A 23345-nucleotide genomic window follows, 5' to 3' on the forward strand; every position below is an offset into this window, starting at 1 on the left:
CACGCGAGCGAGGAGACGGCATGGCGGGACGGCACCGGTTGGACCCGCACGACGGGCGGGTGGGCCGTTTCTTCGCGGACCGGCATCTCGCCACGCTGACGACGCTGCGCGCCGACGGCACCCCGCACGTCGTACCCGTGGGGGTGACCTTCGACCCGGAGGCCGGAGTGGCCCGGGTGATCACTTCCGCGGGGTCGGCCAAGGCCCGGCACGTCGCGGCGGCCGGTTCGGACGGCACTCCGGTGGCCGTGTGCCAGGTCGACGGCCGCTGGTGGCTGACCGTGGAGGGCCGGGCCGTGCTGCGCCGCAACCCGGAGTCGGTGGCCGAGGCCGAGCGGTGGTACGCCGGGCGCTATCGCACCCCGCGTCCGAATCCGGAGCGGGTGGTCATCGAGATCGCGGTCACCCGGCTCCTGGGCAGCCTGCCCGACTGAGGCGGCCTGTCCGGTTTCGCGGTGGCCCCGGTCACGCCCGGAATGAGGCCCGGAAGCAGGGCGGTTGAACTCTCCGTACGCCGAGCGCCACTCCTGGTGCCGCGTCTCCCGCACGGAGCGCCGACCCCCGAATGGAGCCTCGACATGAATCCGATCATCCGCAAGTGCGTGCTCTCCGTCGCCGGCCTCGCCGCTGCCGGCGGAGCTGTGGCCGGCCCGGCCGCCGCCGCCCACGCGGCCCCGGTCAAGGGCAAGGGTGACCGCACCGCCGACTACGAGTACCAGGCCCAGCCGAACTTCTTCTACTGTGGTCCCGCCTCGGCCCGCATCGCGCTCTCGGCCGAGGGTAAGGACGTGAGCCAGGACGAGCTGGCCGGGAAGCTGGGCACCACCCAGAACGGCACCGACTCCGCCATCGACATCACCCGGGTGCTCAACGAGTACACCGGAGGCAAGTACCGCACCACCGAGATCCGCCACGACGTGGCTACCCCGGAGCAGGTCGCACGCCTGCGCACGGACATCCGGGCCGCGGTGGACGACGACCGGCCGGTGGTGGCGAACATCCTGGGCGGCGCCCGGGACATCGACGGGGTGGAGCACAGCTACCCCGGCCACTACCTGACCGTGGTGCGGTACGAGGGCGACGCCGACACCGTCCTCATCGCCGACCCGGCCCGGCCGGACATGCCGACGTACTGGATGGACGTGACCGAGCTGGCCAACTGGATCGCCGGACGCGGCTACAGCTCCTGACCCCGACGCCACGGCGGCCACGCTCCCCTGGGGGCGTGGCCGCCGTCGTGTCCGGCGCCGGAGCGGGTGTACGGGGTCAGCGCCCGGTGTCACCCTCGCCGGTCCGCTGCTGCGCCATGTCGACGCCCTTGTCGATCTGGTTGTCGTACTTGCCGCCGCTGCGCTTGTCGGCCGCGTCGCCGGCCTTCTCGATACCCTGGTCGACCTGCTTGTCATGCTTGTCGGCGAAGTCCTTCGCCTTGTCCATGAAGTCACTCATGTCGGATCTCCCTTCGATACGTTGGAAGCCTTCCCTGGGGCTGGGGGCACAAACACCGGGTGGGCCATTACCGCCCTGGTGTCGGATCGACGTCCGTCGGGTACCAACGGCCACGATCGAGGAGGCGACGTGGACGCTGATGGATCCGAGCCGACGCGGCCGGCACCGACGACCGGCCCCCGGCAGACCTGGGCCGGGCTGCCCTGGCCGGTACGGACCGCTGTCACCTGGAGCGCCTGTCTCCTCGTGGTGACGGCCGGGTTGTGGCTGCTGGGGCAGATCGCGGTGCTGCTCGCCCCGCTGGCGGTGGCGCTGGCCGGCACGCTCTTCCTCACCGCGCTGCTCGATCCCGTGCTGGTACGCCTGCGCCGGCTGCGGGTGCCGGCCGGGCTCGCCGCGCTGCTCACCATCCTGCTGCTGCTCGGCATCCTGGGTGGCGCCGGCGTCCTCGTCTGGAACCTCACCGCGAGCCAGTTCAGCGAGCTGAGCCAGCAACTCGACGAAGGGCTGCAACGCACCCGGGACTTCGTCACGTCCAGCCTGCCGGTCACCGACCAGCAGCTCGACCGGCTGGTGGAGCAGATCCGGCAGGGCCTGAGCAGCGGGGCGCCCGACCCGGTCGCCGGGGCGCGCAAGGCAGCCGAGGTGGCCGGTGCGATCCTCCTCGCGCTGGTGCTGCTGTTCTTCCTGCTCAAGGACGGCCGCTCGATGTGGGGCTGGGTGTTGCGCCGGCTGACCGGCCCGCGCCGGGAGCTGACCGCCGAGGCGGGCCGGGCGGGCTGGCGCACGCTCGGCGCGTACAGCCGGGGCACGATGATCATCGCGGCCATCGACGCCATCGGCATCGGGCTGGCGCTGGTCGTGTTGCGTGTCCCGCTGGCCCTGCCGCTCGCCCTGATCACGTTCCTCGGCGGCTTCGTGCCGATCATCGGCGCCACTGTGGCCGGCGCGGTGGCGGTGCTGGTCGCGCTCGCCGCGAACGGTCCCACCACGGCCCTGCTCACGCTCGCCGCCGTGATCGCCGTCCAGCAGATCGAGGGCAACCTGCTGGAGCCGCTGGTGATGCGGCGGCAGGTGCAACTGCACCCGGCCGTCATCCTGGTGGTGGTCACCGCCGGCACGTTGGTCGCCGGGGTGGCCGGCGCGTTCGTGTCGGTGCCGATCGCGGCGGTGCTCTGGCGGGTGCTGGACACGGTGCAGCGGCACCGCGCCGACGCGGCGAAGCGCGCAATCGGTCCCGGCCCGGCCACTGGACCCGGCCGCACCGCCGAAGCCGCCGGCTGAGCCGGGCCGTCAAGCTGCCGGCTGAGCCGGGCCGTCGAAGCCGCTGGCTGACAGCCACGCCGTCGAGGCCGCTGGCTGACAGCCACGCCGTCGAGGCCGCTGGCTGACAGCCGCGCCGTCGAGGCCGCTGGGCGCAGGCCCGCCCGGCCGCCGGTCGCGCTGGCGGCGCGGTGCTCAGGCGGGGTGCGGCTGGCGCAGATGTGTGGTGAACCAGGTGCCGGCCTGGTCGGCCACCTGCTCCAGCGTGCCGGGCTCCTCGAACAGGTGCGTGGCGCCGGGCACGATGCGCAGCTCCGCCACCTCGCCGAGCGCGTCCCGGGCCTGCTCGTTGAGCACGATCACCTGCTCGTCCAGGCCGCCGACGAGAAGCAGCGTCGGTGCGCGTACCGCCGTCAGTGAGCTGCCTGCGAGGTCGGGCCGGCCGCCCCGGGAGACCACCGCGCCCACCCGGTCCGGCCGGGCCGCCGCGGCGACCAGGGCGGCGGCGGCGCCGGTGCTGGCGCCGAACAGCCCGATCGGGAGCCGCCCCAGCTCCGGGTCGGCGCCCATCCAGTCGACGATCCCGGCGAGGCGCTCGGCCAGCATGCCGATGTCGAAGCGCAGCTCGGCGGTGACCTCGTCCCGCGCCTCCTCGTCGGCAGTCAGCAGGTCGACCAGCACGGTGGCCAGCCCACGCTCGTTGAGCGCGCGCCCGACGGCCATGTTGCGCGGACTGTGCCGCGAGCTGCCGCTCCCGTGCGCGAACAGCACCACCCCACCCGCCCCGTCGGGCACGCTGACATCCCCCACGAGCCCACCGTCGACAACAGGCACCGAAACCTCACGCATCCCCGTCACCCCCCGCTCAACCCGCCCACCCGATACCCCCAAGCCGCACGATCATGAGGTTGACGGCCCGGAAAGCGCTCCCCCACCCCGCCATCCTCATGATCACGCCATCCGGGCAAGGCCACAGGAGAGATCTTGGTACGAGATGGCCCCTGGAGGGGCCATTTCGTACCAAGATCCACGAGAGGACCACCCCGCACCCCGCCCGACCGCGTTGATCATGAAGTTGACGGCAGATTCGGAGATCAAAAACGCCGCTAACTTCATGATCGACGGGGAAAGCCAGCGGGGAGAGCCAGCAGGGACAGCGGCGGGGAGAGCCGGCAGGGAGAGCGGGCGGGGAGAGCCAGCAGGAGCCGCGCGAGGGAGGCCGACAAGCGCAGGGTTGCGTTGACGTCGGCGGCAAGGTTTAGCGTCGAGCCACAGAGAGGGACGGGGGCGGCGGATGCGGATCGGGGAGCTGGCGCGGCGGGCCGGTACGAGCACCCGCACCCTGCGCTACTACGAGACCCACGGCCTGGTCCGGCCGGGCCGGTCCGCCAACGGGTACCGGGTCTACGACGAGGCGGAACTGCGTGTCGTCCGCGAGATCCGGTCGCTGCTGGCGATCGGTTTCGGCCTGGACGACATCCGTCCGTTCGTCGCCTGCCTGCGTGCCGGTAACGACTCCGGTGACGTCTGCCCCGATTCGGTGGCGGTGCTGCGGCGCAAGCTCGCCGAGGTGGACGACTACCTGGACCGGCTCGGCGACGTCCGCCGCCGGCTGCACGACCAGCTCGCCCACGCGATCGCCCAACGGGAGGAAACATGCCTCAGGACACGGGGACCGGCCGGCTGAACCCGGTCACCGACGACAGTTTCGCGGCCACCGTGCTGGCCGCCGACCGGCCGGTGGTGGTGGACTTCTGGGCCGAGTGGTGCCCGCCGTGCCGGGTGGTGTCGAAGCATCTGGCCGAGCTGGCCGAGGAGTTCGGCGACGCGCTGCGCTTCGTCACTCTCAACACCGACGAGAACCCGGCGACCACCCGCGCCCACCGGATCATGTCCGCGCCGACCATGCTGGTGTTCCGGGGCGGCGAGGTGGTCGGCTCGATCGTCGGCTCCCGCCCCAAGGACCACCTGCGGCGCAGCTTCGCCCAGCACCTGGACGGTTGAGCCCTCGCCTGGACGGTTGAGCCGCCGCCGGGCGGGAACGCGCGGGGTGACCACGGACCCCGACGGATCGCGAGGATCGTCATGGCGAAACAGGACAGGTCCCGGGAACAGGAACTCACCGACCAGGAACGCCGCAAGCGGGAGCTTGAGGGCTCGCCGGACTGGGCCGACCGCGCCGCGACGGCGCGGACATCCGACGATCCGCGGGCCACGGCGCCGCGCGACGCCGGCGGGCGTCCGTCCAACGGCCGCCAGTTCTGAGGTACGCGTACGTAGCGGTCCCGCCCGTCGTGGCGGGACCGCTACATGCGTTCGGGCAGGTGCATCAGCGGCGCGCGGCCCTGCGGCTGCTCCGGCTGCGGCTCGGTCGGGTGCTCGGGCGGGATCGGCACGGTGACCGGCTGCGCCGAGGTGACCCGCAGCGGCTCGCCGTGGTGCCGTAGTTCCACCACCGTGTCGGGGCCGCCGTTGCGCAGCGAGTACGTGGTCTGGTGCGGCCGCACGTCGACACGTAGTCGCATTCCGCGCCACTGGAGGGAGAACTCCAGTCGGCTGAGGCGGCTGGAGAGCCGGGGCGCGAAGGAGAGCGTCCCGTCGTGGTCCCGCAGCCCGCCGAATCCGGCGACGAGCGCGATCCAGGCGCCGGCCAGGGACGCCATGTGCACGCCGTCGCGGGTGTTCTCGTTCAGGTCGTGCAGGTCCATCAGCGCGGCTTCGCGCAGGTAGCGGTGGGCCAGTTCGAGGAAGCCGACCTCGGCGGCGAGCACCGCCTGGGTGCAGGCGCTCAACGACGAGTCGCGTACGGTGCGCCGCTCGTAGTAGACGAAGTTGCGCAGCTTCTCGGCGGCGGTGAACGCGTCGCCGCGCCAGTGCATGGCGAGCACCAGGTCGGCCTGCTTGACGACCTGCTTGCGGTAGAGGTCGAAGTACGGGTAGTGCAGCAGCAGCGGGTACTTCTCCGGCGGCGTGTGCTGGAAGTCCCACTCCTGGAACCGGGTGAACCCCTCGACCTGCTCGTGCACCTCGGTCTCGGCGTCGTACGGGACGTGCATGTCGTTCGCGGCGTCCCGCCACGCGGCGGCTTCCTCCTCGGTGACGCCGAGGTCGAGGGCCTGGTCCCGGTAGCGCATCGCGCAGTCGGCGGCGGCGGTCAGGTTCCGCTGCGCCATCAGGTTGGTGTAGACGTTGTCGTTCTTCACCGCCGTGTACTCGTCGGGGCCGGTCACGCCGTCGATGTGGAACTGCCCGGCCCGGTCGTGGTGGCCGAGTGAGCGCCACAGCCGGGCGGTCTCGACAAGCAGTTCCAGCCCGATCTCGCGTTCCAGCGTCTCGTCGCCGGTCACCAGCACGTAGCGGCGCAGCGCGTCGGCGACGTCGGCGGCGATGTGGAACGCGGCGGTTCCGGCCGGCCAGTACGCCGACGACTCGGGGCCTTCGATGGTGCGCCACGGGAAGGCGGCGCCGTCGAGGTTCAGCGTGCGGGCCCGCTCCTGGGCCTGGGCGAGCGTGGAGTGCCGCCACTGCAACGCGTCGCGTACCGCGCCGGGCTGGGTGTACGTGAGCACCGGCAGCACGAACATCTCGGTGTCCCAGAACGCGTGGCCGTCGTACCCGGGGCCGGTGAGGCCCTTGGCGGAGATCGGCCGTCGTTCCCCGCGGGCACCGGCCTGGAGCACGTGGAAGAGGCCGAAGCGGACGGCCTGCTGCACCTCCGGGTCGCCTTCGACGCGCACGTCGGCGGCGTCCCAGAACGCGTCGAGGTATTCCCGCTGGGCCCGGCGCAGCCCGTCCCAGCCGTCGAGCCGGGCCGCGGCGAGCGCCGCGCCGACCTGGTCGCGCAGCGCCGGCAGGGACCGGCGGCTGGACCAGCCGTACGTGAGGTACTTGATCACGTGCAGCTTCTCGCCGGGCTTGAGCACGCAGCCGATGGTGGTGCGGACCCAGTCCTCGTACCCTTCGCTCTCGATCGTGGTGCGCTCGGGGCCTTGCACGTCGTGGCCCATGGCGGCGGCGACCCGCAGGCCGCTGACCTTGGTCCGGTGGATGAGCAGGCCGCCGTCGTCGGTGGTCAGCTCCTCCTCGGCCTGCAACGGTGACTCCAGCACGGCGGCCACCCGGGGGTCGCGGCTCTGCGGCGGCAGCGTCTCGTTGGCGACCAGCTCGGACTGGAGGATCAGCCGCAGCGGCCCGTCGACCGGCTCCACCTCGTAGTGGATGGCGGCGACCGAGCGCTGGGTGAACGACACCAGCCGGGTGGTGCGGACCTTGACCTCGCGTCCGGCCGGGGAACGCCAGTGCAGTTCCCGCTGGAGCGTCCCGGCGCGCATGTCGAGGACCCGCTCGTGGGCGAGCACCTCGCCGTAGCGGACGTCGAGGGGTTCGTCGTCCACGAGCAGCCGGATCAGTTTGCCGTTCGTGACGTTGACGATGGTCTGCCCGGACTCGGGGAAGCCGAAGCCGGCCTCCGCGTACGGCAGGGGGCGCAGCTCGTAGAAGGAGTTCAGGTAGGTGCCGGGCAGGCCGTGCGGCTCGCCCTCGTCGAGGTTGCCGCGCAGCCCGATGTGTCCGTTGGAGAGCGCGAACACCGACTCGGACTGGGCCAGCACGTCCATGTCGAGCCGTACTTCCCGGACGTGCCAGGGCTCGACCGGGTACGCCCGTTCCCGGATCACGCGGCCGGCTCCGCTGCGAGCAGTTCGGCGAGGTCGGTGACCACCACGTCGGCGCCGTGCGCCAGCAGCTCGTCGGCCTGGCCGACGCGGTCGACGCCGATCACGTACCCGAATCCGCCTGCTCGTCCGGCGGCCACGCCGGCGAGGGCGTCCTCGAAGACGGCGGCCCGGGCGGGTTCGACGCCGAGCAGCCGCGCGCCTTCCAGGAACGTGTCCGGGTCCGGTTTGCCGCGCAGCCCGTTCGCGCGGGCGATCACGCCGTCCACCCGTGCCTCCAGCCAGTGGTCCAGTCCGGCGGCGTGTACCACTGCGGCGCAGTTGGCGCTGGCCGAGACGACCGCGCGCCGCAGCCCGGCCGCGGTGGCGGCCTCCAGGTAGCGAACCGAGCCCTCGTACGCCTCGACGCCGTGCTGCTCGATGTACTGGAGCAGGACGACGTTCTTGCGGTTGCCGAGGCCGTTGACGGTGTCCGCCTCGGGCGGGTCGTCGGGTGAGCCCTCGGGCAGGGTGATGCCGCGCGAGGTCAGGAATGTGCGCACCCCGTCGGCGCGCGGTCTGCCGTCCACGTAACGGTTGTAGTCCGGTCCGGGGTCGAACGGTCGGAACGGCTCGCCGGTTTCGGCGGACCGTCGCCGCAGGTACGCGTCGAACGTTTCCGCCCAGGCGGCGTTGTGCACCTTGGCGGTCTGCGTCAGCACACCGTCCAGATCGAAGAGACACGCGCTCACGTGCGCGGGGAGGCCCAGCATCGCTTGAATCTATCCGGCGCTCGCCCCGGGCAAACCCGTTCGGGGCTCAGCGGTTCGGTCGCAGCGTCCAGATCACGGTGAGCGAGGAGGTGTGCGTGCCGTCCTCGGTGTGCACCTCCACCTCGACCGGGAACTCGGGCCGACGCCCGGCGTCCAGCTCGGCCAGCACTTCGGCGGGTACGCCGCCGAGCCGCGCGGTCGCCAGCACCGGCCCCACCGCCACCTTGAGGTAGCGGATGGTCGCGGTCACGGCCAGGGGTACGGCCCGGTCGAGCACCTGCCCGAACGCGGCCAGAACAACCGCGCCCGAGGCGGTCTCCCCCAGCGTGAACATGGCCCCGGCGTGCGGGCCGCCCACGTGGTTGTGGTGCGCCGGGTCGTCGGGGAGCCGGACCACGGCCCGGACCCCGCCCTCGGCCTCGGGCGCCACCTCGACGAACTCGATCCCGAGTGTGCGGGCGAACGGCACGGCGTCGAGGAGACCGGCCGCCACCTGGCGAGAGTCGATGCTCATGCCCGAACGCTACTCGCCAGTAATAACCCCGGCAAGGCCGATTCCCTGGTCAGCCCGCGCTCAGGTCGGTGCGGCGGACGATCCACCAGACGACGAGGAGCGCCAGCACGGTCAGGCCCAGGTAGCCGCCGGCGACGATCAGGTGGAACTCGGGGATCCGGCTGCCCGGCTGGTACTGGATGTGCTGCTGAAGGTTGTGCTCGACGAAGCAGGCGAGCGTCCGGCCGGTGCCGTTGTCGGGTGGGCAGAGGCGTTGCAGCTCGGCCCCGCTGAGTTCACGCCCGGAGGCGTCGAACGCTCCGGACGGCCCGTCGACCCCGTAGTCGATGATGCCGCCCTTGACGACCAGGGCGTTGTCGCGCAGCACACCCACGCCCGGCCCGCCGATGACGCGGTGCGCGGTCAACGGCTCCATCAGCGTGGGGTAGCGCCACCGGACGAGATAGGTCAGGCCGACGAAGCCGACGATCACGGCGAACACGGCCGGCAGCGTGCGCTTGATCGCGGCGCCGAGCGCGACGCCGACCGCGAACCAGCAGAGGCTGATCACGGCCGGAAGCATCGCGGTGTTGAGGAACGGCCCGTACTCGAAGAGGCTCACCGGGGCGACCCGGGCCTGGAGTCGCTCCAGGTGGTCGCTGACACCGGCGACGGCCGAGGTCACCGCCGCCACGAACAGGCCGAGCAGGGCCAGCCTCGTCCAGAGCCACCGCTGCGGGGAGACGTCCTGGCTCCAGGCCAGCAGCAGGGTGCGCTGCTCGTGTTCCCTGGTCAGCACGGGGACGCCGACGAACACGCCGATCAGCAGCGGCATCCACTGCACCACCTGCGACAGGACGGCCAGCGTCAGGACCAGGCTGGAGGAGCCGCCGAGCCGCCGGCCCTGTGGCGAGTCCTCCGCGCAGAACGTCTCGTGGCACTGGTGCCACAGGCTCGTCAGCTCCACGGACAGGTAGGTCATCCAGCCCACCAGGACGGCGGCCAGGACCAGCGTGCCGATCACCGTCCAGCGGTGCTGACGCCAGGTCAGCCAGAGCAGACCGCGTACGCCTCCGGCGTACCCGGGGTCGCTCCGGCGGTTCGTGGGTGCGGACAGTTGGCCGACCGGGCTCATGCGGCTGCCTCCCGCTCGTGCGGCGCGGCGGCCGACGCTCTGAGGTGGGTCAGGATCAGCTCGTCCAGGGTGATGGGCTGGGCGGTCCAGCCGGGCGCGACGACGGCGTGCGCCGCCGGCGCCGCCGGCCGCCGGAGGACGAAGGTGGACTGGCGGCCGGTGTGCTGCGCCTGGACGATCGTGCCCGGCCCGGGTGGCTGGTCGGCGCGGGGCCCGGTCAGCCGGACGTGGCTGTCGAGCAGTTCCTCGACGTCGCCGGTGAGGACGGGCCGACCGGCGTCGAGCAGCAGCAGGTGGTCACCGACGCCGCTCAGCTCGGCGACGATGTGGGTCGACAGCACGACTGTCATGTCGTCGTCGGCGACCTCCGCCAGCAGCTCGCCGGTGACCTCGACGCGGGCCAGCGGATCCAGGTTCGCGAGGGGTTCGTCCAGCAGCAGCACCGCCGGGCGGGAGCCGAGCGCGACCGCCAGAGCGACCTGCGCCCGCTGCCCGCCGGACAGCTTGCCGCAGCGGCGGTCCAGCGGGACGGCGAAGCGTTCGAGCCACGACAGCGCCCGCCGCTGGTCCCACACGTGGTTCGTCGAGCGCCCGAAGCGGAGCATGTCCGAGACGGTGAAGTCGCGGTAGAGCGGCTTGTCCTGGGCCAGGATCGCCACCCGGCTGCCGCCGTCGGCGGACCCGCCACGCACCACCGCCCGGCCGTGCACCGACACCGTGCCGCCGGTGGCCGCCAGCGTGCCGGCGATGATGCTCAGCAGCGTCGACTTGCCCGCGCCGTTCGCGCCGACCAGTGCGACGACCCGGTTGGCGGGCAGCGCGAACGAGCACTCCCGCAGCGCCCACACCGCGCCGTAGCGCCGGCTCAGGTCACGCGCCTCGACGGCGGCCGGCTCGCCGCTCACGCCGCGCCCTCCGTGTTCTCTCTCTTCGCGGGTGCCGCGTTCGCCGCGATCACCGAGGCGAGCAGCGCCTGGACGTCCTCGTCCTCCAGACCGGCCTCGCGGGCCTGGCCGAGCCACCGGGCCAGGCTGCCGCGCAGGCGGGCCATGACGTGGGGATCGGTGTGCCCGAGCGTCCCGCTGACGAACGTGCCCGCGCCCTGCCTCGCCTCCACCAGGCCGGACAGTTCCAGCTCCCGGTACGCCTTGAGCACAGTGGTCGGGTTGACGGTGCACGCGGTCACCACGCTGCGCACGGTGGGGAGCTGGTCGCCTGGCCGCAGCGTCCCGATCCGCAGCGCCTCACGGACCTGCCGCACCAGCTGGGCGTACGCGGGGACGCTGCTGGACCGGTCGACATGAAAGTTGATCACCCTGGTGACCCTCCGTCAGATTGTAATGGTTAAGTAGAACACCAGCTAAGCGACATGGCAACATCCGCAGGGCGTTTCGCCGGCCGCCGGCTGCGGGTAGCCAGTGGCCCATGAACCGCGATCTCGCACGTGGGCTGACGGTGGCCTGGGCGCTGCCGGAGTTCCGCGACGGGCTGCGTCACCTCGTCGACCTCGACGAGGTGACGGTGCTGCTGGCCGCGCTGTCCCTTCCGGACCGCGACCGCGAGGTCGAGCGGAGCGCGCTGGGCCTGCTGCGGTCCGGGCTCGACAGCACCGAGGTCCGGGAGGCGGTGTTGCTGCTGCTGGAGCGGGACACCGTACGCCGGCCGCTCGTCGCCGCGGCGGTGGAGCCGCTCGCCGACCGGCCCGGCCTGGTCACCGCCGTCACGTCCGCGGCCGAGGATCCCCGGGTACGCCACGAGGTACGGGCGATGCTGGACAGCGCCGGCGTACGCGAGCTGATCTGGCGGGCGGTCGACGACCAGGTGAGCGACAACCGGTTCGGGCTGATCCGCCGGGCGGCGGTGCTGTTCGTCCGGCACCCGAGCGCACGGCGCCTGGGGTGGGCGCTGCGCCGGCACGGCGTGCTCCGCGAACTGCGCCACAGGGCGTGACACCTGATCCGCGGTTGCCCGGTCGTGTCACCTCCGAGACCTTCGGGCCCTACTGTCCAGTCGATGCGATCCCGTGCGGCCAAGGCGACAGCGACTCTGGTGACCGTGCTGGGCACACTGCTCGTCGTCGCGAGCTGCCTCAGTTGCATCCCGCTCCTGGCGCCCTCGGCGCCGTGCGACGGTGACACCTACGCTTCGGCGCAGGCGGCGAGGGATGCGTACGCCCTGCTGGTCCTGGCGATGACGGCGACGGCGGTCCTCTCCGTCGTCGTGGCCCGGGTAGGCGCCCGGCCGCACGTCCGGAACCCCTGGCCGTGGTTGGCGGTCGCCGTACTGGGAATCGCGGTGAGCGCCGGCCTGATGGTCCCGATCGATCACGCCGGCTCCTGCTGAGGTCACTCGTATCCCATCGCGGGGATGATCTCGCCCAGCGCTTCCTCGATGTACGCGCGTGTGTCCGAGTCGAACTGGTCGTCGCGGTGCGCCAGCTTGTCCGCCTGGAACGTCGACGCGGTGACGGCGTCCTCGACGCCGAGCCGTTCGAAAAGAGCGCGCCGCTGCCCGGGCCAGTCGGCCGCGAGGTCTTCCGCCTTCACCTCGACGTACCGCCGGCCCGTCAGATCGGCCGCGTTCCTCCAGGCCAACCACCGCTGGTAGATCGGCACGAGGTAGGCCAACAAGCCGTCGACAGTGGACGGCGCCCACGGCTGGGCCAGGTGGGAGGCGAGCACCGAGACCGGGTGCCGCTTGATGTGCACGATCGCCGCCTCGGGGACCAGCTCCCAGAGGAAGTCCATGGCGAAGAGGTTGAACGGCGTCTTCTCGCACCACGTCGGCTTGCCCGCGTCGGCCGCCGCGCCACCGAACAGGGTGTCGACCAGGCCGCGCAGGACGGCGATCAACTCGGCCGGGTCACGGAAGTACCTCGGGACGACCCGTCGGCGGCTGGCCGGCCCGAACGGCCCGGCGGGCCGGTCGCCGTCCCCGAAGCCCTCCGCGGGCACGGGCTCCTCGAAGGCGTCCGCGATCAGCAGCGGCCAGAGCTGGTGTACGGCGTCCCGGTAGCGCCGCTCGCCGACCAGCTCGGGCACGGTCTTGCCACGGTCGTCACGCCGTCCGGGCACCCGTACGGTGAGGAAGTCGCTCAGCCGTTGCAGGGCGTCCTCGCCGACGATGGGGTCGTACCGTTCGGTGAGCGCGTCGGCCAGGTCCCGCAGGCCACCCGGTTCGACGATGAACTTGGTCTCCATCGGGATCCGGTGGATCAGCGGATGCTGGCCGATGACGTCGGCGATCCGCGACGTGCCCGAACGGCCCGTGCCCGCGACGAAGACCGGTGAGGGGGACGGCATGGACGGCAGTGAAACTCCCGGCCCGGCGCAGGGGCAATCCATTTATCAGCGCCGCGACCAGCTGATCGGCCTCCTGGCCGACGCGGTCGGGTCCGTCACGGTGGCGCACCCGACGCGGGTCGCCGTCGACGGGCCGCCCGCCGCCGGCAAGACCACGCTCGCCGACGAGCTGGCCGCCGTCCTGCGCACCAGGGGTCGGTACGTCATCCGGGCGACAGTCGACGACTTCCTCTTCCCCCGCGCCCGGCGCTACCGACGCGGCGAGTACTCGGCCGAGGGCTGCTACGTCGACACCCACGACCACCAGTCGCTGAACCGGGTGCTGCTCGACCCGCTCGGGCCGGGCGGCGACCGGCGCTTCCGGCTCGCGGTCTACGACCACGCCACGGACGCGGTGGTGTCCCCGCCGGTCGCGACCGCTCCCGCCGACGCCGTGCTGGTCTTCGACGGCGTCTTCCTCCTGCGCCCGGAACTGCTCGACCGCTGGGAGCTGCGCGTCTTCGTGTCCACAGCGCTCGACACGACGGTGGATCGTGCGGTGATCCGCGAGAGCCGCGTGTCGACGAGGGCCGACGTCGAACGGCGCTGGCACGAGCGTTACCTGCCCGCCCAGCGGCTCTACTTCGCCACGGCCCGCCCGGCCGAGCACGCCGACGTCGTCGTACGTAACGACGACCCCGGGCGGCCGATCTGGGAGATCCGGGCGGGCGGGGATGGCAGGCTGGCAGCCATGGACAGGAATCGGGTGGCCGCCTGGATCGCGGCGTACGAGCAGGCGTGGCGCACGCCGGGCACGGAGGCGCTCGGCACGATGTTCACCTCCGACGCGACCTACCAGCAGGGGCCGTACCGGGATCCGGTGGTCGGCCTGCCCGCCATCGTCCGCATGTGGGACAGCGAGCGCGACGGCCCCGACGAGGTCTTCCAGATGACCTCGGAGGTCGTCGCGGTCGACGGCGACACCGCTGTGGCACGGGTGCAGGTCCGGTACGGCGACCCCGTCCACCAGGAGTGGCGCGATCTCTGGATCATGCGGTTCGCCGAGGACGGCCGCTGCCGGTCGTTCGAGGAGTGGCCGTTCGCGCCGTGACGCCGGCCGCTGTCTAGCCCCGCTTGGCGTACGCGACGAACGCCGCCCAGCTCGACGGCGTGAACCTCAGCGCCGGCCCCTGCCGGTCCTTGCTGTCCCGCACCCCCACCACGCCGGGCAGGTTGTCCGCCACCTCGACGCAGTCGCCGGAGTTGCCGCTGCTGCGGGTGCTCTTGCGCCAGATCGCGCCGGTCAACTCCATCGCTTCGCCGCCTCCGTAATCGCCGCCAGAGTCGCCCCGTGCGGCATAGCTTCCGCGCGCACCGACTCCCAGGTTTGCCGAAGTGATTTTACGTCCGCGTGCCGCTCCACAATCGTGCCGTGCAACTGGTTGTCCAGGTAGCCAACGTCGTCACCGTCAGCCGGGGTCGCGAGCACGAAAGCACCGTTGAGCCCCGGGTAGGCACCGACCGTCTCCGGCACCAGGTGCAGGTGCACGCGAGGTCGACGACCCACCTCGACCAGGTGCGCCAACTGCTCCCGCATCACCTTGGGGCCGCCGACGGCACGAGTGAGCACCGAATGGTCGAGGACCGCCACGAACTGCGGCGGAGCCGGGCGGTCCAGCACCACCTGCCGCGCCATCCGTGCGGCCACCTGCTGCTCCATAGCATCACCGACAAGTGGGCTAGCGCCCTCGTGGAGCGCGCGGGCGTACTCCTCGGTCTGCAACAGGCCGGGCACCACCAGCGGTTGGAAGCTACGCAGTGAGGCAGCTTCCTGCTCGATGCTCACCCACTCGCGGAACCACGGCATCAGCGCCTCCTGCATGAGCGCGTCCCGGATCCGCACCAGCAGGCCGCCGCCGTTCAGCACCTCGTCGCAGCGCTCGGTGAACTCGGCGCGCGGCGCGCGGCGGCACTGCTCGACGGCCGCCACCAGCGACGCCGAATAGCTCACCCGCTCGCCCAGCGCCTCCTGGGTCAGCCCCGCATCGGTACGTAACCGGCGCAGCTCACCGGCGAAGAGTTCCCACAACGGCACACGGATCATCTGCACACCTCTGCACACGGCTGCACACGGAAATCGGCCGGTCGGACGGCCAGGAAGGTGGGGGTGGAACGCCTTCCGACCCTAGCGGCGCGGTGACGAGACTGTCACGCAGTGGAGCCGAACTCGTCCGGTTCCCGCTAGTGAGAGGAGTTGCGCCGTGCGACTGCGCTGGTTCCGCTGCCGGGGTGCGTCGGCACCGACACTGCCCCAGCGGGTACGGGGCGACAACCTGCCGGACTGGATGCGGCAGCCCACCCGTCCACTCCCGACGATGGGTCCCGGCCGGGTCGGCAACCTCACCCCGGCACAGCAGTGGCGGGCGAACGGCGGCCGCTGGTCCGTCCCGGAGCAGCGCGGGAACGACGGCGGCAGCAGGTGGCCCGCCGACGACGGTCACCCGGAGCACGGCCGGCGCGGCGGCCACCACGAGGAGCCTCGGTGATCAGCCACCAGCTCGGGCAGCCGCCGGACGGGCCGACGCCGGATCGCCCCCGGCCGTACCCGTTGCACGCCACCCCGCACACGCCGCTGCGTCCGATGTGGTGCTGCCGGGCGTGCGGGCAGCCGTGGCCGTGCCCGACGGCCCGCCTGCTGCTGCGCAGCGAGTACGAGGACAACCGGATCGGGCTGTCCATCTACCTGTGCGGGCTGCTGTACGAGGCGACGCGCGACCTCTACCGGCTGAACCCGAACGACGCGCCCGCCCCGGCCGACATGTTCGCCCGCTTCGTCGGCTGGGGCCCGTACCGCCGTCACCGGCCCGTCCCACCGGGCGGCGGTTGTTAAGAAGGGGCCCTTCCTCTACCGGAGGCGTTAATAGGGTGCCCCTCCTTTCACCGCCAGCCGACGTCGATACGGTCGCCCCGCTCGTCGAAGAAGTGCAGCGCGTCCATCCGCACCTGCACGGCGAGCGGGTGCCCCGGCGACACCTGCGGGTACGGCGCCAGCCGTACCGCCAGTTCCGCCGGACGGCGGTGGTGGCGGCCCGGGTCGGGCAGCACGCTCGTACGGTTGCCGCCGCCCCCGCCGGGTTCCGTGGCGGGCGCGGACGACTCGGTCGCGCGCCCGGTGAGCCGCTGCATCACCTGGTTGAACCGGCGCAGGCCGCGCTGGCCCGGTGCGGCCTGCTCGACCGGGGTGCCCATCTCGTCGACGACGATCGCGGTGGCGCCGATGTCGAGGAACGCGAGCGACTCGTGGCCGTGGTGCTCCAGGTAGCGGATGCGCCCGTGCAGCACGTCACCGGCGGTGTCCGGGGCGACCGGGGTGAGCGCCTCGGCACGCATGCCGACCACGATCCGCTCACCGTGGTAGTGCGCCACCGCCCGGCTGCGGATGTCGTCCCACGGCAGGTAGAGCGACTGCTCACCGAGGTTCAGCGCCACGTACCGGTCGAGGTGGACGTAGACCGACGCCTCCAGCAGGTTCATCCGGGGGCTGCCGAGGAACGCGGCGACGTAGAGCGTGGCCGGGCGGCCGTACACCTGGGTGGGGGTGCCCACGTCCTGGAGCACGCCCTTGCGCATGATCGCCACCCGGTCGGCCATGGTCAGCGCCTCGGCCTGGTCGTGGGTGACGTAGATGGTGGTGACGCCGAGCTCACGGGTGAGGCCGGAGATCTCGGCGCGCAGTTCGGCGCGCAGTCCGCTGTCCAGGTTGGACAGCGGCTCGTCCATCAGGAACAGGCCGGGCCGGCGCACTATCGCCCGCCCCATGGCGACCCGCTGCCGCTGGCCGCCGGAGAGCTGGCTGGGCTTGCGCCCGAGGACGTCGCCGATGCCGAGCGCGCTCGCCACGTCCTGGATCCGCTCGCCACGCGGGCCGGGCTCGACGCCGCTCAGCCGCAGCGGGAAACCGATGTTGTCGCCGACTGTCATGTGCGGATAGAGCGCGAAGTCCTGGAAGACCATGGCGATCTTCCGGTCGCGTGGCGGCAGGTCGTTGGCCAGCTCGCCGCCGAGCATGATCGCGCCGGAGGACGGGTCCTCCAGCCCGGCGACCATGCGCAGCACTGTCGATTTCCCGCAGCCCGACGGGCCGAGCAGCACCATGAACTCGCCGTCGTTGACGTCCAGATTTATGGTGTCGACCGCGACTGTCCCGTCCGGGAACACCTTGGTGACATCCTTGAGCGCGACGGTAGCCACCGCCACCTCCCCAGTTTTCTCTCCCCAAACCCGGGAATGACTGTGACCAGGATCATCTGATCCGCACATCGGGTAAACGTGCCATGTTCGGCTCGTGACAGTCCTATTAAGCGGTATTCGCCGGGCTCCACGGTCAAGTGACCAGCGAGTAACCGCTTTTACGGCGTCTCGCCGAGGAACACCCGGCGCACCACGCGCTCGGCGGCGTGCCCGTCGTCCAGGGCGCAGAACCGCGACCGGAACGCCGTCCGGGCCCGCTCGGCCGCCTCGTCGTCGACCGCGCCGGAGCGGAACACGTCGAGCAGCCCGGGGAAGTCCAACGCGACAGCGCCCGGCGGCTCGGCCGGCAGGTCGAAGTAGACGCCACGGGCCACCCGGTAGGCGTCCCAGTCCGGCGCGTAGACCACGATCGGCCGGTCCAGCACCGCGTAGTCGAACATCGCCGAGGAATAGTCGGTGACCAGCACGTCCGTTGCCAGGTAGAGGTCCTCCACCCGGTCGTACGCGCTCACGTCCAGCACGCCGTCCGCCGCCGGCCCCCCGGGATGCCGCTCGCGGTCGTGGAAGTAGTGGCTGCGCATCAGCAGCCGGCCCCGGGGCCCGAGCACGTCGAGCATCCGATCCGGGTCGAACGGCGGCCGCCACCCGGGCAGGTGCTCGCGGTGCGTCGGCGCGTACAGCACCACGTACTCGTCGGGTGCGATGCCCAGCGCGGCGCGGACCTGGCCGCGCTCCTCGGCGGTGGCCAGCGCCAGCCGGTCGTTGCGCGGGTAGCCGACCTCCAGCGTGGTGTAGTCCGCCGGGTACGCCCGCTCCCACATCTGCGTGGAGAAGCTGTTCGACGTGATGCTGTAGTCCCAGCGGTCCACCCGGCGCAGCAGGCCGGCGAAGTTCATCCCCATCGCGCCCACCGGGTAACGCTGCTGGTCCAGGCCCATCACCTTCACCGGCGTGCCGTGGTGGGTCTGCACGTGCACCGAGCCGGGCCGCTTGCGGACGAAGTCCGGGAAGTTGACGTTGTTGACGAGCCAGCGGGCACGGGCCAGGACGCGGTGGTACTCGCGGGTGCCGGCCACCACGTACTCGACACCGGGCGGCAACGCGGCCACCCGGTCGCGGCGGACGATCCACACGCCACGCACCTGCGGCGCGAGCCGGCGGGCCGCCTCGTAGATCGCGGCCGGGTTGCACGAGTAACCCCGGTACCAGTAGGCCGCGTAGACGGCGAGCGTCGGGTCGATCGGTTGGTGCAGCTCGGCCCGGTAGTACTCGCCCAGCACCAGGTCACGGGCCCGCCGGGCGGTACGCCGCACCACCGGCGCGACCCGTCGTCTGGTCTTCCGGGCGGTCCGCCGGGCCGTCTCCCCCGCCTGGTGCGCCTCGCGCAGCGCGCTGAACGTCCGCCACCGGCCGGTCGCCACCAGCCGGTGCTTGAGCCCTTCCGAGCCGGGCGGGACCGGGTAGCCCTCGGGCGGCAGGAACCGCACGTAGTCGGCGTGCATCTGGGCGAAGAACGGCGCCCGCAGCTCGGGGGCGATCCGGTCGCCGTTGCCGAGCACCGTGAGGTAGTGCCAGATCATCCGCTCGAAGACCGCCGGTCGCAGCCCGGTCACCTTCCAGCGGTCCATCAGCCCGAACACCCGGTGCCACTGCGCGAAGACCTCGAAGTGCCGGTCCCCGCGGGTCTTCGTGATCGCGCCGGTGCGGCGCTGCCGGTAGTTCAGGCAGATCCGGTCGAGTACGCCGATCCGCTCGGCCGCCATCAGCGCCGGATAGCTGAACGAGACGTCCTCGTACCAGCCCGGCTCGAAACGCAGCCCGCGCTCGATCAAGAACTCCCGCCGCACCACCCGGTTCCACGCGGTGTGCAGCAGCTTCAGCGTCTCCGGCCGGTCCCGCAGCGCGAACGTCGTCGGGCCGGGCGGCACCGGGAACACGTCCCGCATCGCGCTGCGCGTGCCGACGTTGTTCCAGTGCGCCCGGACGTGGTCCACGATCAGCACGTCCGGCGCGGTGTCGCGGAGCCGGTCGGCGACGTGCGGCAGGCAACCGGGCACCAGCCAGTCGTCCCCGTCGACGAACCACACGTACTCGCCGACGGCCCGGTCCAGCCCGATGTTGCGGGCCGGACCGAGCCCGACGTTCTCGGCGAGCCGCACCGGGCGGACCCGGGGGTCGCGCAGCGCGTACTCGGCCAGGATCTCGCCGCTGTCGTCCGGGGAGGCGTCGTCGACACCGATCACCTCGATGTCGCCGAACGGCTGGTCGAGGATCGAGTCGAGACATTCCCGCAGGTAGCCCTGCACCTTGAAGGCCGGTACGACGAAGCTGATCAAGGTCACCCCGGCCCGCCCTCCGTCAGCCCGGCGAGCGCACACCCCCACGGGCGCGGGCCGGCAGGACCACCCAGGCGAGGACCACGCTCGCGACAAAAACCACGAGAAGGTACGCACCGAGTGTAGCCAGAGCGATACTCGCATATCCGGCGATCAGCCCGATTGCCAGAAGCACGGACCGCCCCGGCCAGCCCAGCGTGGCCGCGTGCAGCGGCGGCGCCGACTGCCGCTTCTCCAGCCGGGCGGTCAGGTCGTAGTGGTGCAACGTCAGCACCAGCACGTACCCGAAGATCAGCCACGCGGGCGCCCGGCCCGCCACCCCGACCGCGATGGCGAACAGGTACTCGGCGGCCCGCAATGCCGCCGGCACCAGCCAGTCCAGCGACCCGTCGTGCGGCGCCCGCGAACCCTGCGCGGCGCCCAGCAGCAGCACCAGCGCCAGCACCGGCACGAACACCGGCAGGTCGCCGCCGCCGTGCACCGCGAGCAGCGCCCACACCAGCGTGCCCGCCGCGCCGAGCGCGCCGAGCACCGCCAGCAGCAGCGGCCGCCGCGTGGTCGGCAGCGTCCGCGCCAGCAGGCCGTCGTCGCGGTGCAGAGGCGCATCCACAGTGGCCATCACCGGCACCCGCATCCACCGCGCCCGCAAGGTCCGCAACCCCCCTGTGTACGCGAACGCCAGCGCGGCCCACACCAGCACCGCGACCAGCGCCACCAGTGGCCCGAACAGCGCGGCGGCGATCGCGATCAACGCCCACCGCTCCCCGATCGGGAACACCACAGTGCGCTTCAGCCAGTACGACACCGAACCGGTGTCCGCCTGCACCCGCGTCGACGCGGCGTTCAACTTCCCGCCGATGCCGCCCGCGTCAGCGGCCACCACCTTCGGCCGCCGGGCCGCCTCGTCGTGCAGCGCCCCGTACCAGGTGTCGGTCATGTGCCGCACGGTCTGGAGAGTCATCGCGGCCAGCGCCAGCGCCCAGCCGTACCGGAACCCGGCGTGCGTGGCCCCGAAACCGAGACCGGCGTAGACCACGTACTCCTTGAACCGGTCGGCCATCGTGTCCAGCCAGCCGCCCCAGGCGCTGAAGTGCCGCGTGTAGCGGGCGAGCTGCCCGTCCACGCAGTCCAGCACGAACCCCAGGTACAGCAGGACCGCGCCGGCCACCAGCGCGAGCCGTCCACCGGTGCCGAACAGCACCGCCGCGGCCACCGCGAACGCCACCGAGACCATGGTGACCCCGGTCGGGCCGATCCCGATCCGCGCCGCCGCCTTCGTGACGTACGGGGACCAGGTGCTGACGAAGAACGTGGTGAAGAAGTCGTCGCGCTCCTTCACCGACAGCTTCAACTCGGCCCGGTCCTCGTCCACGGCGGCCACCGCCGCCTCGGCCGCCACCCGCTGCGCCTCGTCGCCGACCCGGTGCGCCACGAGCAGACGTACCCGCTGAGCGAAGATCAGCGTGCCGCGGGCGGCGAGGTCGGCCACGAGCCGGTCCACCGCGCCCAGCGTCCCGCCGTCTGCGGCGCCGACGGCCGACGGGTCGGTCAGGCGCCCGTCCGGCGCGGAGGCCGGATCGGGTGCGGCGCCCGCGGCGCGGCGGGCGGCGTCGGCGAGCGCCGGCAGGTCGGCCGCGCCCACCCGCAGCGCGCCGCCGAACACGCCGCTCGCGTCGGCGGCGTCGACCTCCACCACCTGGCCGCGTTCCTCACGCACGGTGGCCTGCCCGGGAGCGGGCGGATCGGTGAGCACCAGCGCCACCGTCGGCCCGACCGGGCTGGTCGCGAGGTGCTTGAGTACGGCCGTGTGCGCCACCAGATCAGCGCCGCTCACCAGCACCGGGCCGGTCGCGGCGCCTACCAGGTCGGCCAGCTCGGTCAGGTCGGCGGCGATACGCACGTCGTCCGCCCCGGCCCGGCGCCACTGCGCCGCCAGGCGTTCGGCGAGCGGTTCCCAGGCGGGCCGGCCGGTTGTCGGCTCGCTCGGTCGACCCGGTTCCATCGGGTGGGCCGGCTCGGTCGGGCGGCTCGACGGCTCGGTGAGGGGGCCCGCCGCCGGGTCGGCGGCGAGCACGATCGCGAGCGTCACCGCTTCGCCGCGTCGGCGTAGGCCGCCAGCGCCTCGTCGATCGTCCCGTCGACGATCAGCCGTCCGGCGTCGAGGTAGAGCCCCCGACGGCAGAATCGGGTGAGGTCCTTGTCGTTGTGTGACACCAGCACCAGCGTGCGCCCTTCCGCGAGAAGTCGCTCGATGGTCGCATAGCACTTCGCGCGGAACTCCGCGTCCCCGACCGCTGTCACCTCGTCCACAAGCAGCACCGGGTGCGGCAGGTGCGCGATCACCGCGAAGCCCAGCCGCACCTTCATTCCCGACGAGTAGTGCCGCACGGACGTATCGATGGCGCGTTCCACCTGCTCACCGGCGAACGAGACGATCTCGTCGAAGTGCTCCCGCAGGTACGCCGACGAGAGCCCGTGCAGCCCACCCACCAGGTAGAGGTTCTCCCTGCCGGTCAGGTCCCCGGAGAACCCGGCGGACAGTTCGAGCAGCGGCGCCACCCGGCCGTGCACCCGGATCGAGCCCTCGTCCGGGATGAGCACGCCGGCGATCAGCCGCAGCAGCGTGCTCTTGCCGGTGCCGTTGCGTCCCACCACGCCCACCGTCTCGCCCGGCTCGATCCGGAACGACAGGTCGCGCAACGGCCAGAACCGGCCCGCGTCCGGGTCGCGGGCGCCCCGGTGCACGATCAGCTCCCGCAGCCGCAGCTGACGGCGCCGGTTGCGGACGAACCGGATGCCGAGCCCGTCCGCCTCGATGATCGGGGCCATTCAGAGTTCCTTCAGCACTGCCGGTTCGAGGCGGTGGAACGCCCACCAGCCGAGCGCCAGCACCGCCACGCTGCCGGACACGGTGATGATGAGCAGGCGGGCGTCCGGGAACTCGTCCGGGTACCAGACCGCGTGGTGCAGTTGGAAGATCCCGACCAGCGGGTTCAGCTCGTACCCGATCTTGAGCCAGCCGGGCATGCCCGATTCCCGCACCAGGTCGAGCGGGTAGATGATCGGGGTGGCGTAGAACAGCAGCCGGATGACCAGCCGCATGGTGCGCTCGATGTCGCGCATCAGCACGTTGCCCGCCGACAGCAGCAGCGCCAGGCCCACCAGCAGCACGAACTGCACCGCCACGGCGAGCGGCAGCGCCAGCAGACTCCAGCCGGGGCGGATCTTCCCCTGGCTCGCGTAGATCGCCGCGACGGCGACCAGGATCGGCAGCCCCGCCAGGTACTCGGCGAAGCGGCCGGTGACCCGCCCGATCGGGAAGATCGGCCGGGGCAGATTCATCGTGGTGATCAGCCGGGACTGCCCGGTGAGCGCGTTCGCCGCCTCGGTCAACGCCGAACTCGCCCACATCCAGGCGAAGATCCCGGTGATCAGGAACAGCGGGTACGAGCCGGCCGCCTCGCCCAGATGCCGCCGGGTCGCGCCGGAGTAGAGCACGCCGAAGACGAACCAGTAGATCAGGCCCATGCCGAGCGGCTCGATCAGCGACCAGAAGTAGCCCAGCACCGACTGCTGGTACTTCACCGCGAGATCCCGCCGGACCAGAATGCGCAGCGAGGTGCGGGCGGACCAGAGCGCCGCGACGCCTGACGTCACCGCATCATAATCGCGTCTTTTCCGTGCCGGCGCGTCGGCCGTCCGCGCCGGGTCA

27 protein-coding genes and 1 pseudogene are annotated in these 23345 nt (G+C 72.1%); 12 read left to right on the forward strand and 16 right to left on the reverse strand.

From position 1 onward, the window contains the following. The first annotated feature begins 20 nt into the window (after window positions 1–20). The gene (locus ACSDG8_RS14610) at window positions 21–434 is read left to right on the forward strand and encodes a pyridoxamine 5'-phosphate oxidase family protein (protein ID WP_210895825.1); all 414 of its coding nucleotides are present in this window, start codon (window positions 21–23) and stop codon (window positions 432–434) included. Window positions 435–578: 144 nt separating this feature from the next. Beyond that, window positions 579–1190 carry a C39 family peptidase gene (locus tag ACSDG8_RS14615; RefSeq protein WP_210895827.1) on the forward strand — a complete coding sequence of 204 codons (612 nt, stop codon included), beginning with the start codon at window positions 579–581 and terminating at the stop codon, window positions 1188–1190. A 76-nt stretch (window positions 1191–1266) separates the two neighbouring features. On the opposite strand, the gene ACSDG8_RS14620 is transcribed toward ACSDG8_RS14615, so the two are convergent. Beyond that, entirely contained in the window at window positions 1267–1449 is a 183-nt protein-coding gene (locus tag ACSDG8_RS14620; RefSeq protein WP_174533445.1) for an antitoxin, read from the reverse strand. 129 nt (window positions 1450–1578) lie between these two features. Between ACSDG8_RS14620 and ACSDG8_RS14625 the strand changes: the two genes are divergently transcribed. Then, on the forward strand, window positions 1579–2733 hold the full coding sequence (locus ACSDG8_RS14625; protein WP_210895828.1) for an AI-2E family transporter: 1155 nt from the start codon (window positions 1579–1581) through the stop codon (window positions 2731–2733). A 174-nt stretch (window positions 2734–2907) separates the two neighbouring features. Here ACSDG8_RS14625 and ACSDG8_RS14630 read toward each other — a convergent pair whose 3' ends face one another. Further along, entirely contained in the window at window positions 2908–3561 is a 654-nt protein-coding gene (locus tag ACSDG8_RS14630; RefSeq protein ID WP_210895830.1) for a dienelactone hydrolase family protein, read from the reverse strand. 445 nt (window positions 3562–4006) lie between these two features. On the opposite strand from ACSDG8_RS14630, the gene ACSDG8_RS14635 reads away from it, so the two are divergent. The 3 genes from ACSDG8_RS14635 to ACSDG8_RS14645 all read left to right on the forward strand — a co-directional run bounded on the left by ACSDG8_RS14635 (window position 4007) and on the right by ACSDG8_RS14645 (window position 4977). Beyond that, complete coding sequence (locus tag ACSDG8_RS14635) at window positions 4007–4399, forward strand: MerR family transcriptional regulator (RefSeq protein ID WP_030503529.1); 393 nt, start codon at window positions 4007–4009, stop codon at window positions 4397–4399. After that, window positions 4369–4716 (forward strand): thioredoxin family protein, encoded by a 348-nt coding sequence (locus ACSDG8_RS14640; RefSeq protein WP_282100780.1) that lies wholly within the window; start codon window positions 4369–4371, stop codon window positions 4714–4716. Before ACSDG8_RS14635 ends, ACSDG8_RS14640 begins: the two co-directional genes overlap by 31 nt. Window positions 4717–4797: 81 nt before the next feature. Continuing rightward, entirely contained in the window at window positions 4798–4977 is a 180-nt protein-coding gene (locus tag ACSDG8_RS14645; protein ID WP_210895834.1) for a hypothetical protein, read from the forward strand. A 41-nt stretch (window positions 4978–5018) separates the two neighbouring features. On the opposite strand, the gene ACSDG8_RS14650 is transcribed toward ACSDG8_RS14645, so the two are convergent. The 6 genes from ACSDG8_RS14650 to ACSDG8_RS14675 are packed head-to-tail and all read right to left on the reverse strand — an operon-like array spanning window position 5019 to window position 11080. Further along, on the reverse strand, window positions 5019–7388 hold the full coding sequence (locus ACSDG8_RS14650; RefSeq protein WP_210943213.1) for a glycoside hydrolase family 65 protein: 2370 nt from the start codon (window positions 7386–7388) through the stop codon (window positions 5019–5021). After that, window positions 7385–8137, reverse strand: coding sequence for an HAD family hydrolase (locus tag ACSDG8_RS14655; RefSeq protein ID WP_210943214.1), 753 nt, complete (start codon window positions 8135–8137; stop codon window positions 7385–7387). The genes ACSDG8_RS14650 and ACSDG8_RS14655 overlap by 4 nt, the downstream gene beginning before the upstream one ends. A 46-nt stretch (window positions 8138–8183) precedes the next feature. Next, complete coding sequence (locus ACSDG8_RS14660) at window positions 8184–8651, reverse strand: DUF4442 domain-containing protein (protein ID WP_210895840.1); 468 nt, start codon at window positions 8649–8651, stop codon at window positions 8184–8186. A 49-nt stretch (window positions 8652–8700) separates the two neighbouring features. Further along, a complete protein-coding gene (locus tag ACSDG8_RS14665; protein WP_210895842.1) occupies window positions 8701–9765 on the reverse strand; it encodes an ABC transporter permease in 1065 nt (354 codons plus the stop codon). Next, window positions 9762–10670: an ABC transporter ATP-binding protein gene (locus ACSDG8_RS14670; protein WP_210895844.1), complete on the reverse strand. Its 909-nt coding sequence runs from the start codon at window positions 10668–10670 to the stop codon at window positions 9762–9764. Before ACSDG8_RS14670 ends, ACSDG8_RS14665 begins: the two co-directional genes overlap by 4 nt. Then, window positions 10667–11080, reverse strand: a complete 414-nt coding sequence (locus ACSDG8_RS14675) for a GntR family transcriptional regulator (RefSeq protein ID WP_210895846.1) — start codon at window positions 11078–11080, stop codon at window positions 10667–10669. The genes ACSDG8_RS14670 and ACSDG8_RS14675 overlap by 4 nt, the downstream gene beginning before the upstream one ends. 110 nt (window positions 11081–11190) lie before the next feature. Here ACSDG8_RS14675 and ACSDG8_RS14680 point away from each other — a divergent pair, with 110 nt between their 5' ends. After that, complete coding sequence (locus ACSDG8_RS14680; RefSeq protein WP_210895848.1) at window positions 11191–11715, forward strand: hypothetical protein; 525 nt, start codon at window positions 11191–11193, stop codon at window positions 11713–11715. A 63-nt stretch (window positions 11716–11778) separates the two neighbouring features. Further along, on the forward strand, window positions 11779–12108 hold the full coding sequence (locus tag ACSDG8_RS14685; RefSeq protein ID WP_210895849.1) for a hypothetical protein: 330 nt from the start codon (window positions 11779–11781) through the stop codon (window positions 12106–12108). A gap of 2 nt (window positions 12109–12110) precedes the next feature. Here the strand turns inward: ACSDG8_RS14685 and ACSDG8_RS14690 are convergent, their stop codons facing one another. Beyond that, on the reverse strand, window positions 12111–13067 hold the full coding sequence (locus tag ACSDG8_RS14690; RefSeq protein ID WP_247678879.1) for a sulfotransferase family protein: 957 nt from the start codon (window positions 13065–13067) through the stop codon (window positions 12111–12113). Between ACSDG8_RS14690 and ACSDG8_RS14695 the strand changes: the two are divergent. Together ACSDG8_RS14695 and ACSDG8_RS14700 are read left to right on the forward strand one after the other, a co-directional pair. After that, a pseudogene (locus tag ACSDG8_RS14695) lies at window positions 13066–13773 on the forward strand (nuclear transport factor 2 family protein); the annotation flags it as partial. The gene ACSDG8_RS14690 and the pseudogene ACSDG8_RS14695 sit on opposite strands and share 2 nt — an antisense overlap. A gap of 24 nt (window positions 13774–13797) precedes the next feature. Continuing rightward, window positions 13798–14157, forward strand: a complete 360-nt coding sequence (locus ACSDG8_RS14700) for a YybH family protein (protein ID WP_247678921.1) — start codon at window positions 13798–13800, stop codon at window positions 14155–14157. A 13-nt stretch (window positions 14158–14170) separates the two neighbouring features. Here ACSDG8_RS14700 and ACSDG8_RS14705 read toward each other — a convergent pair whose 3' ends face one another. Next, the gene (locus tag ACSDG8_RS14705; protein ID WP_210895855.1) at window positions 14171–14359 is read right to left on the reverse strand and encodes a DUF397 domain-containing protein; all 189 of its coding nucleotides are present in this window, start codon (window positions 14357–14359) and stop codon (window positions 14171–14173) included. Continuing rightward, the gene (locus ACSDG8_RS14710; RefSeq protein ID WP_091332031.1) at window positions 14350–15150 is read right to left on the reverse strand and encodes a helix-turn-helix domain-containing protein; all 801 of its coding nucleotides are present in this window, start codon (window positions 15148–15150) and stop codon (window positions 14350–14352) included. The genes ACSDG8_RS14705 and ACSDG8_RS14710 overlap by 10 nt, the downstream gene beginning before the upstream one ends. A 157-nt stretch (window positions 15151–15307) precedes the next feature. Between ACSDG8_RS14710 and ACSDG8_RS14715 the strand changes: the two genes are divergently transcribed. Together ACSDG8_RS14715 and ACSDG8_RS14720 are read left to right on the forward strand one after the other, a co-directional pair. Further along, a complete protein-coding gene (locus ACSDG8_RS14715; protein WP_307856285.1) occupies window positions 15308–15592 on the forward strand; it encodes a hypothetical protein in 285 nt (94 codons plus the stop codon). Then, window positions 15589–15936 (forward strand): hypothetical protein, encoded by a 348-nt coding sequence (locus tag ACSDG8_RS14720; protein ID WP_073825983.1) that lies wholly within the window; start codon window positions 15589–15591, stop codon window positions 15934–15936. The genes ACSDG8_RS14715 and ACSDG8_RS14720 overlap by 4 nt, the downstream gene beginning before the upstream one ends. Before the next feature lie 47 nt (window positions 15937–15983). On the opposite strand, the gene ACSDG8_RS14725 is transcribed toward ACSDG8_RS14720, so the two are convergent. The 5 genes from ACSDG8_RS14725 to ACSDG8_RS14745 form a co-directional block, all read right to left on the reverse strand. Further along, on the reverse strand, window positions 15984–17297 hold the full coding sequence (locus ACSDG8_RS14725) for an ABC transporter ATP-binding protein (protein WP_210895857.1): 1314 nt from the start codon (window positions 17295–17297) through the stop codon (window positions 15984–15986). A 158-nt stretch (window positions 17298–17455) separates the two neighbouring features. After that, window positions 17456–19639 carry a bifunctional glycosyltransferase/CDP-glycerol:glycerophosphate glycerophosphotransferase gene (locus tag ACSDG8_RS14730; protein WP_210895859.1) on the reverse strand — a complete coding sequence of 728 codons (2184 nt, stop codon included), beginning with the start codon at window positions 19637–19639 and terminating at the stop codon, window positions 17456–17458. Window positions 19640–19655: 16 nt separating this feature from the next. Continuing rightward, complete coding sequence (locus ACSDG8_RS14735; protein ID WP_210895887.1) at window positions 19656–21635, reverse strand: DUF5941 domain-containing protein; 1980 nt, start codon at window positions 21633–21635, stop codon at window positions 19656–19658. Between the two features lie 83 nt (window positions 21636–21718). Then, on the reverse strand, window positions 21719–22462 hold the full coding sequence (locus tag ACSDG8_RS14740) for an ABC transporter ATP-binding protein (RefSeq protein ID WP_030503547.1): 744 nt from the start codon (window positions 22460–22462) through the stop codon (window positions 21719–21721). Then, window positions 22463–23290, reverse strand: a complete 828-nt coding sequence (locus ACSDG8_RS14745; protein WP_210895861.1) for an ABC transporter permease — start codon at window positions 23288–23290, stop codon at window positions 22463–22465. Window positions 23291–23345 lie beyond the last annotated feature (55 nt).

This window comes from Micromonospora sp. LA-10, assembly GCF_051853095.1.
Classification (GTDB): domain Bacteria; phylum Actinomycetota; class Actinomycetes; order Mycobacteriales; family Micromonosporaceae; genus Micromonospora; species Micromonospora echinospora_A.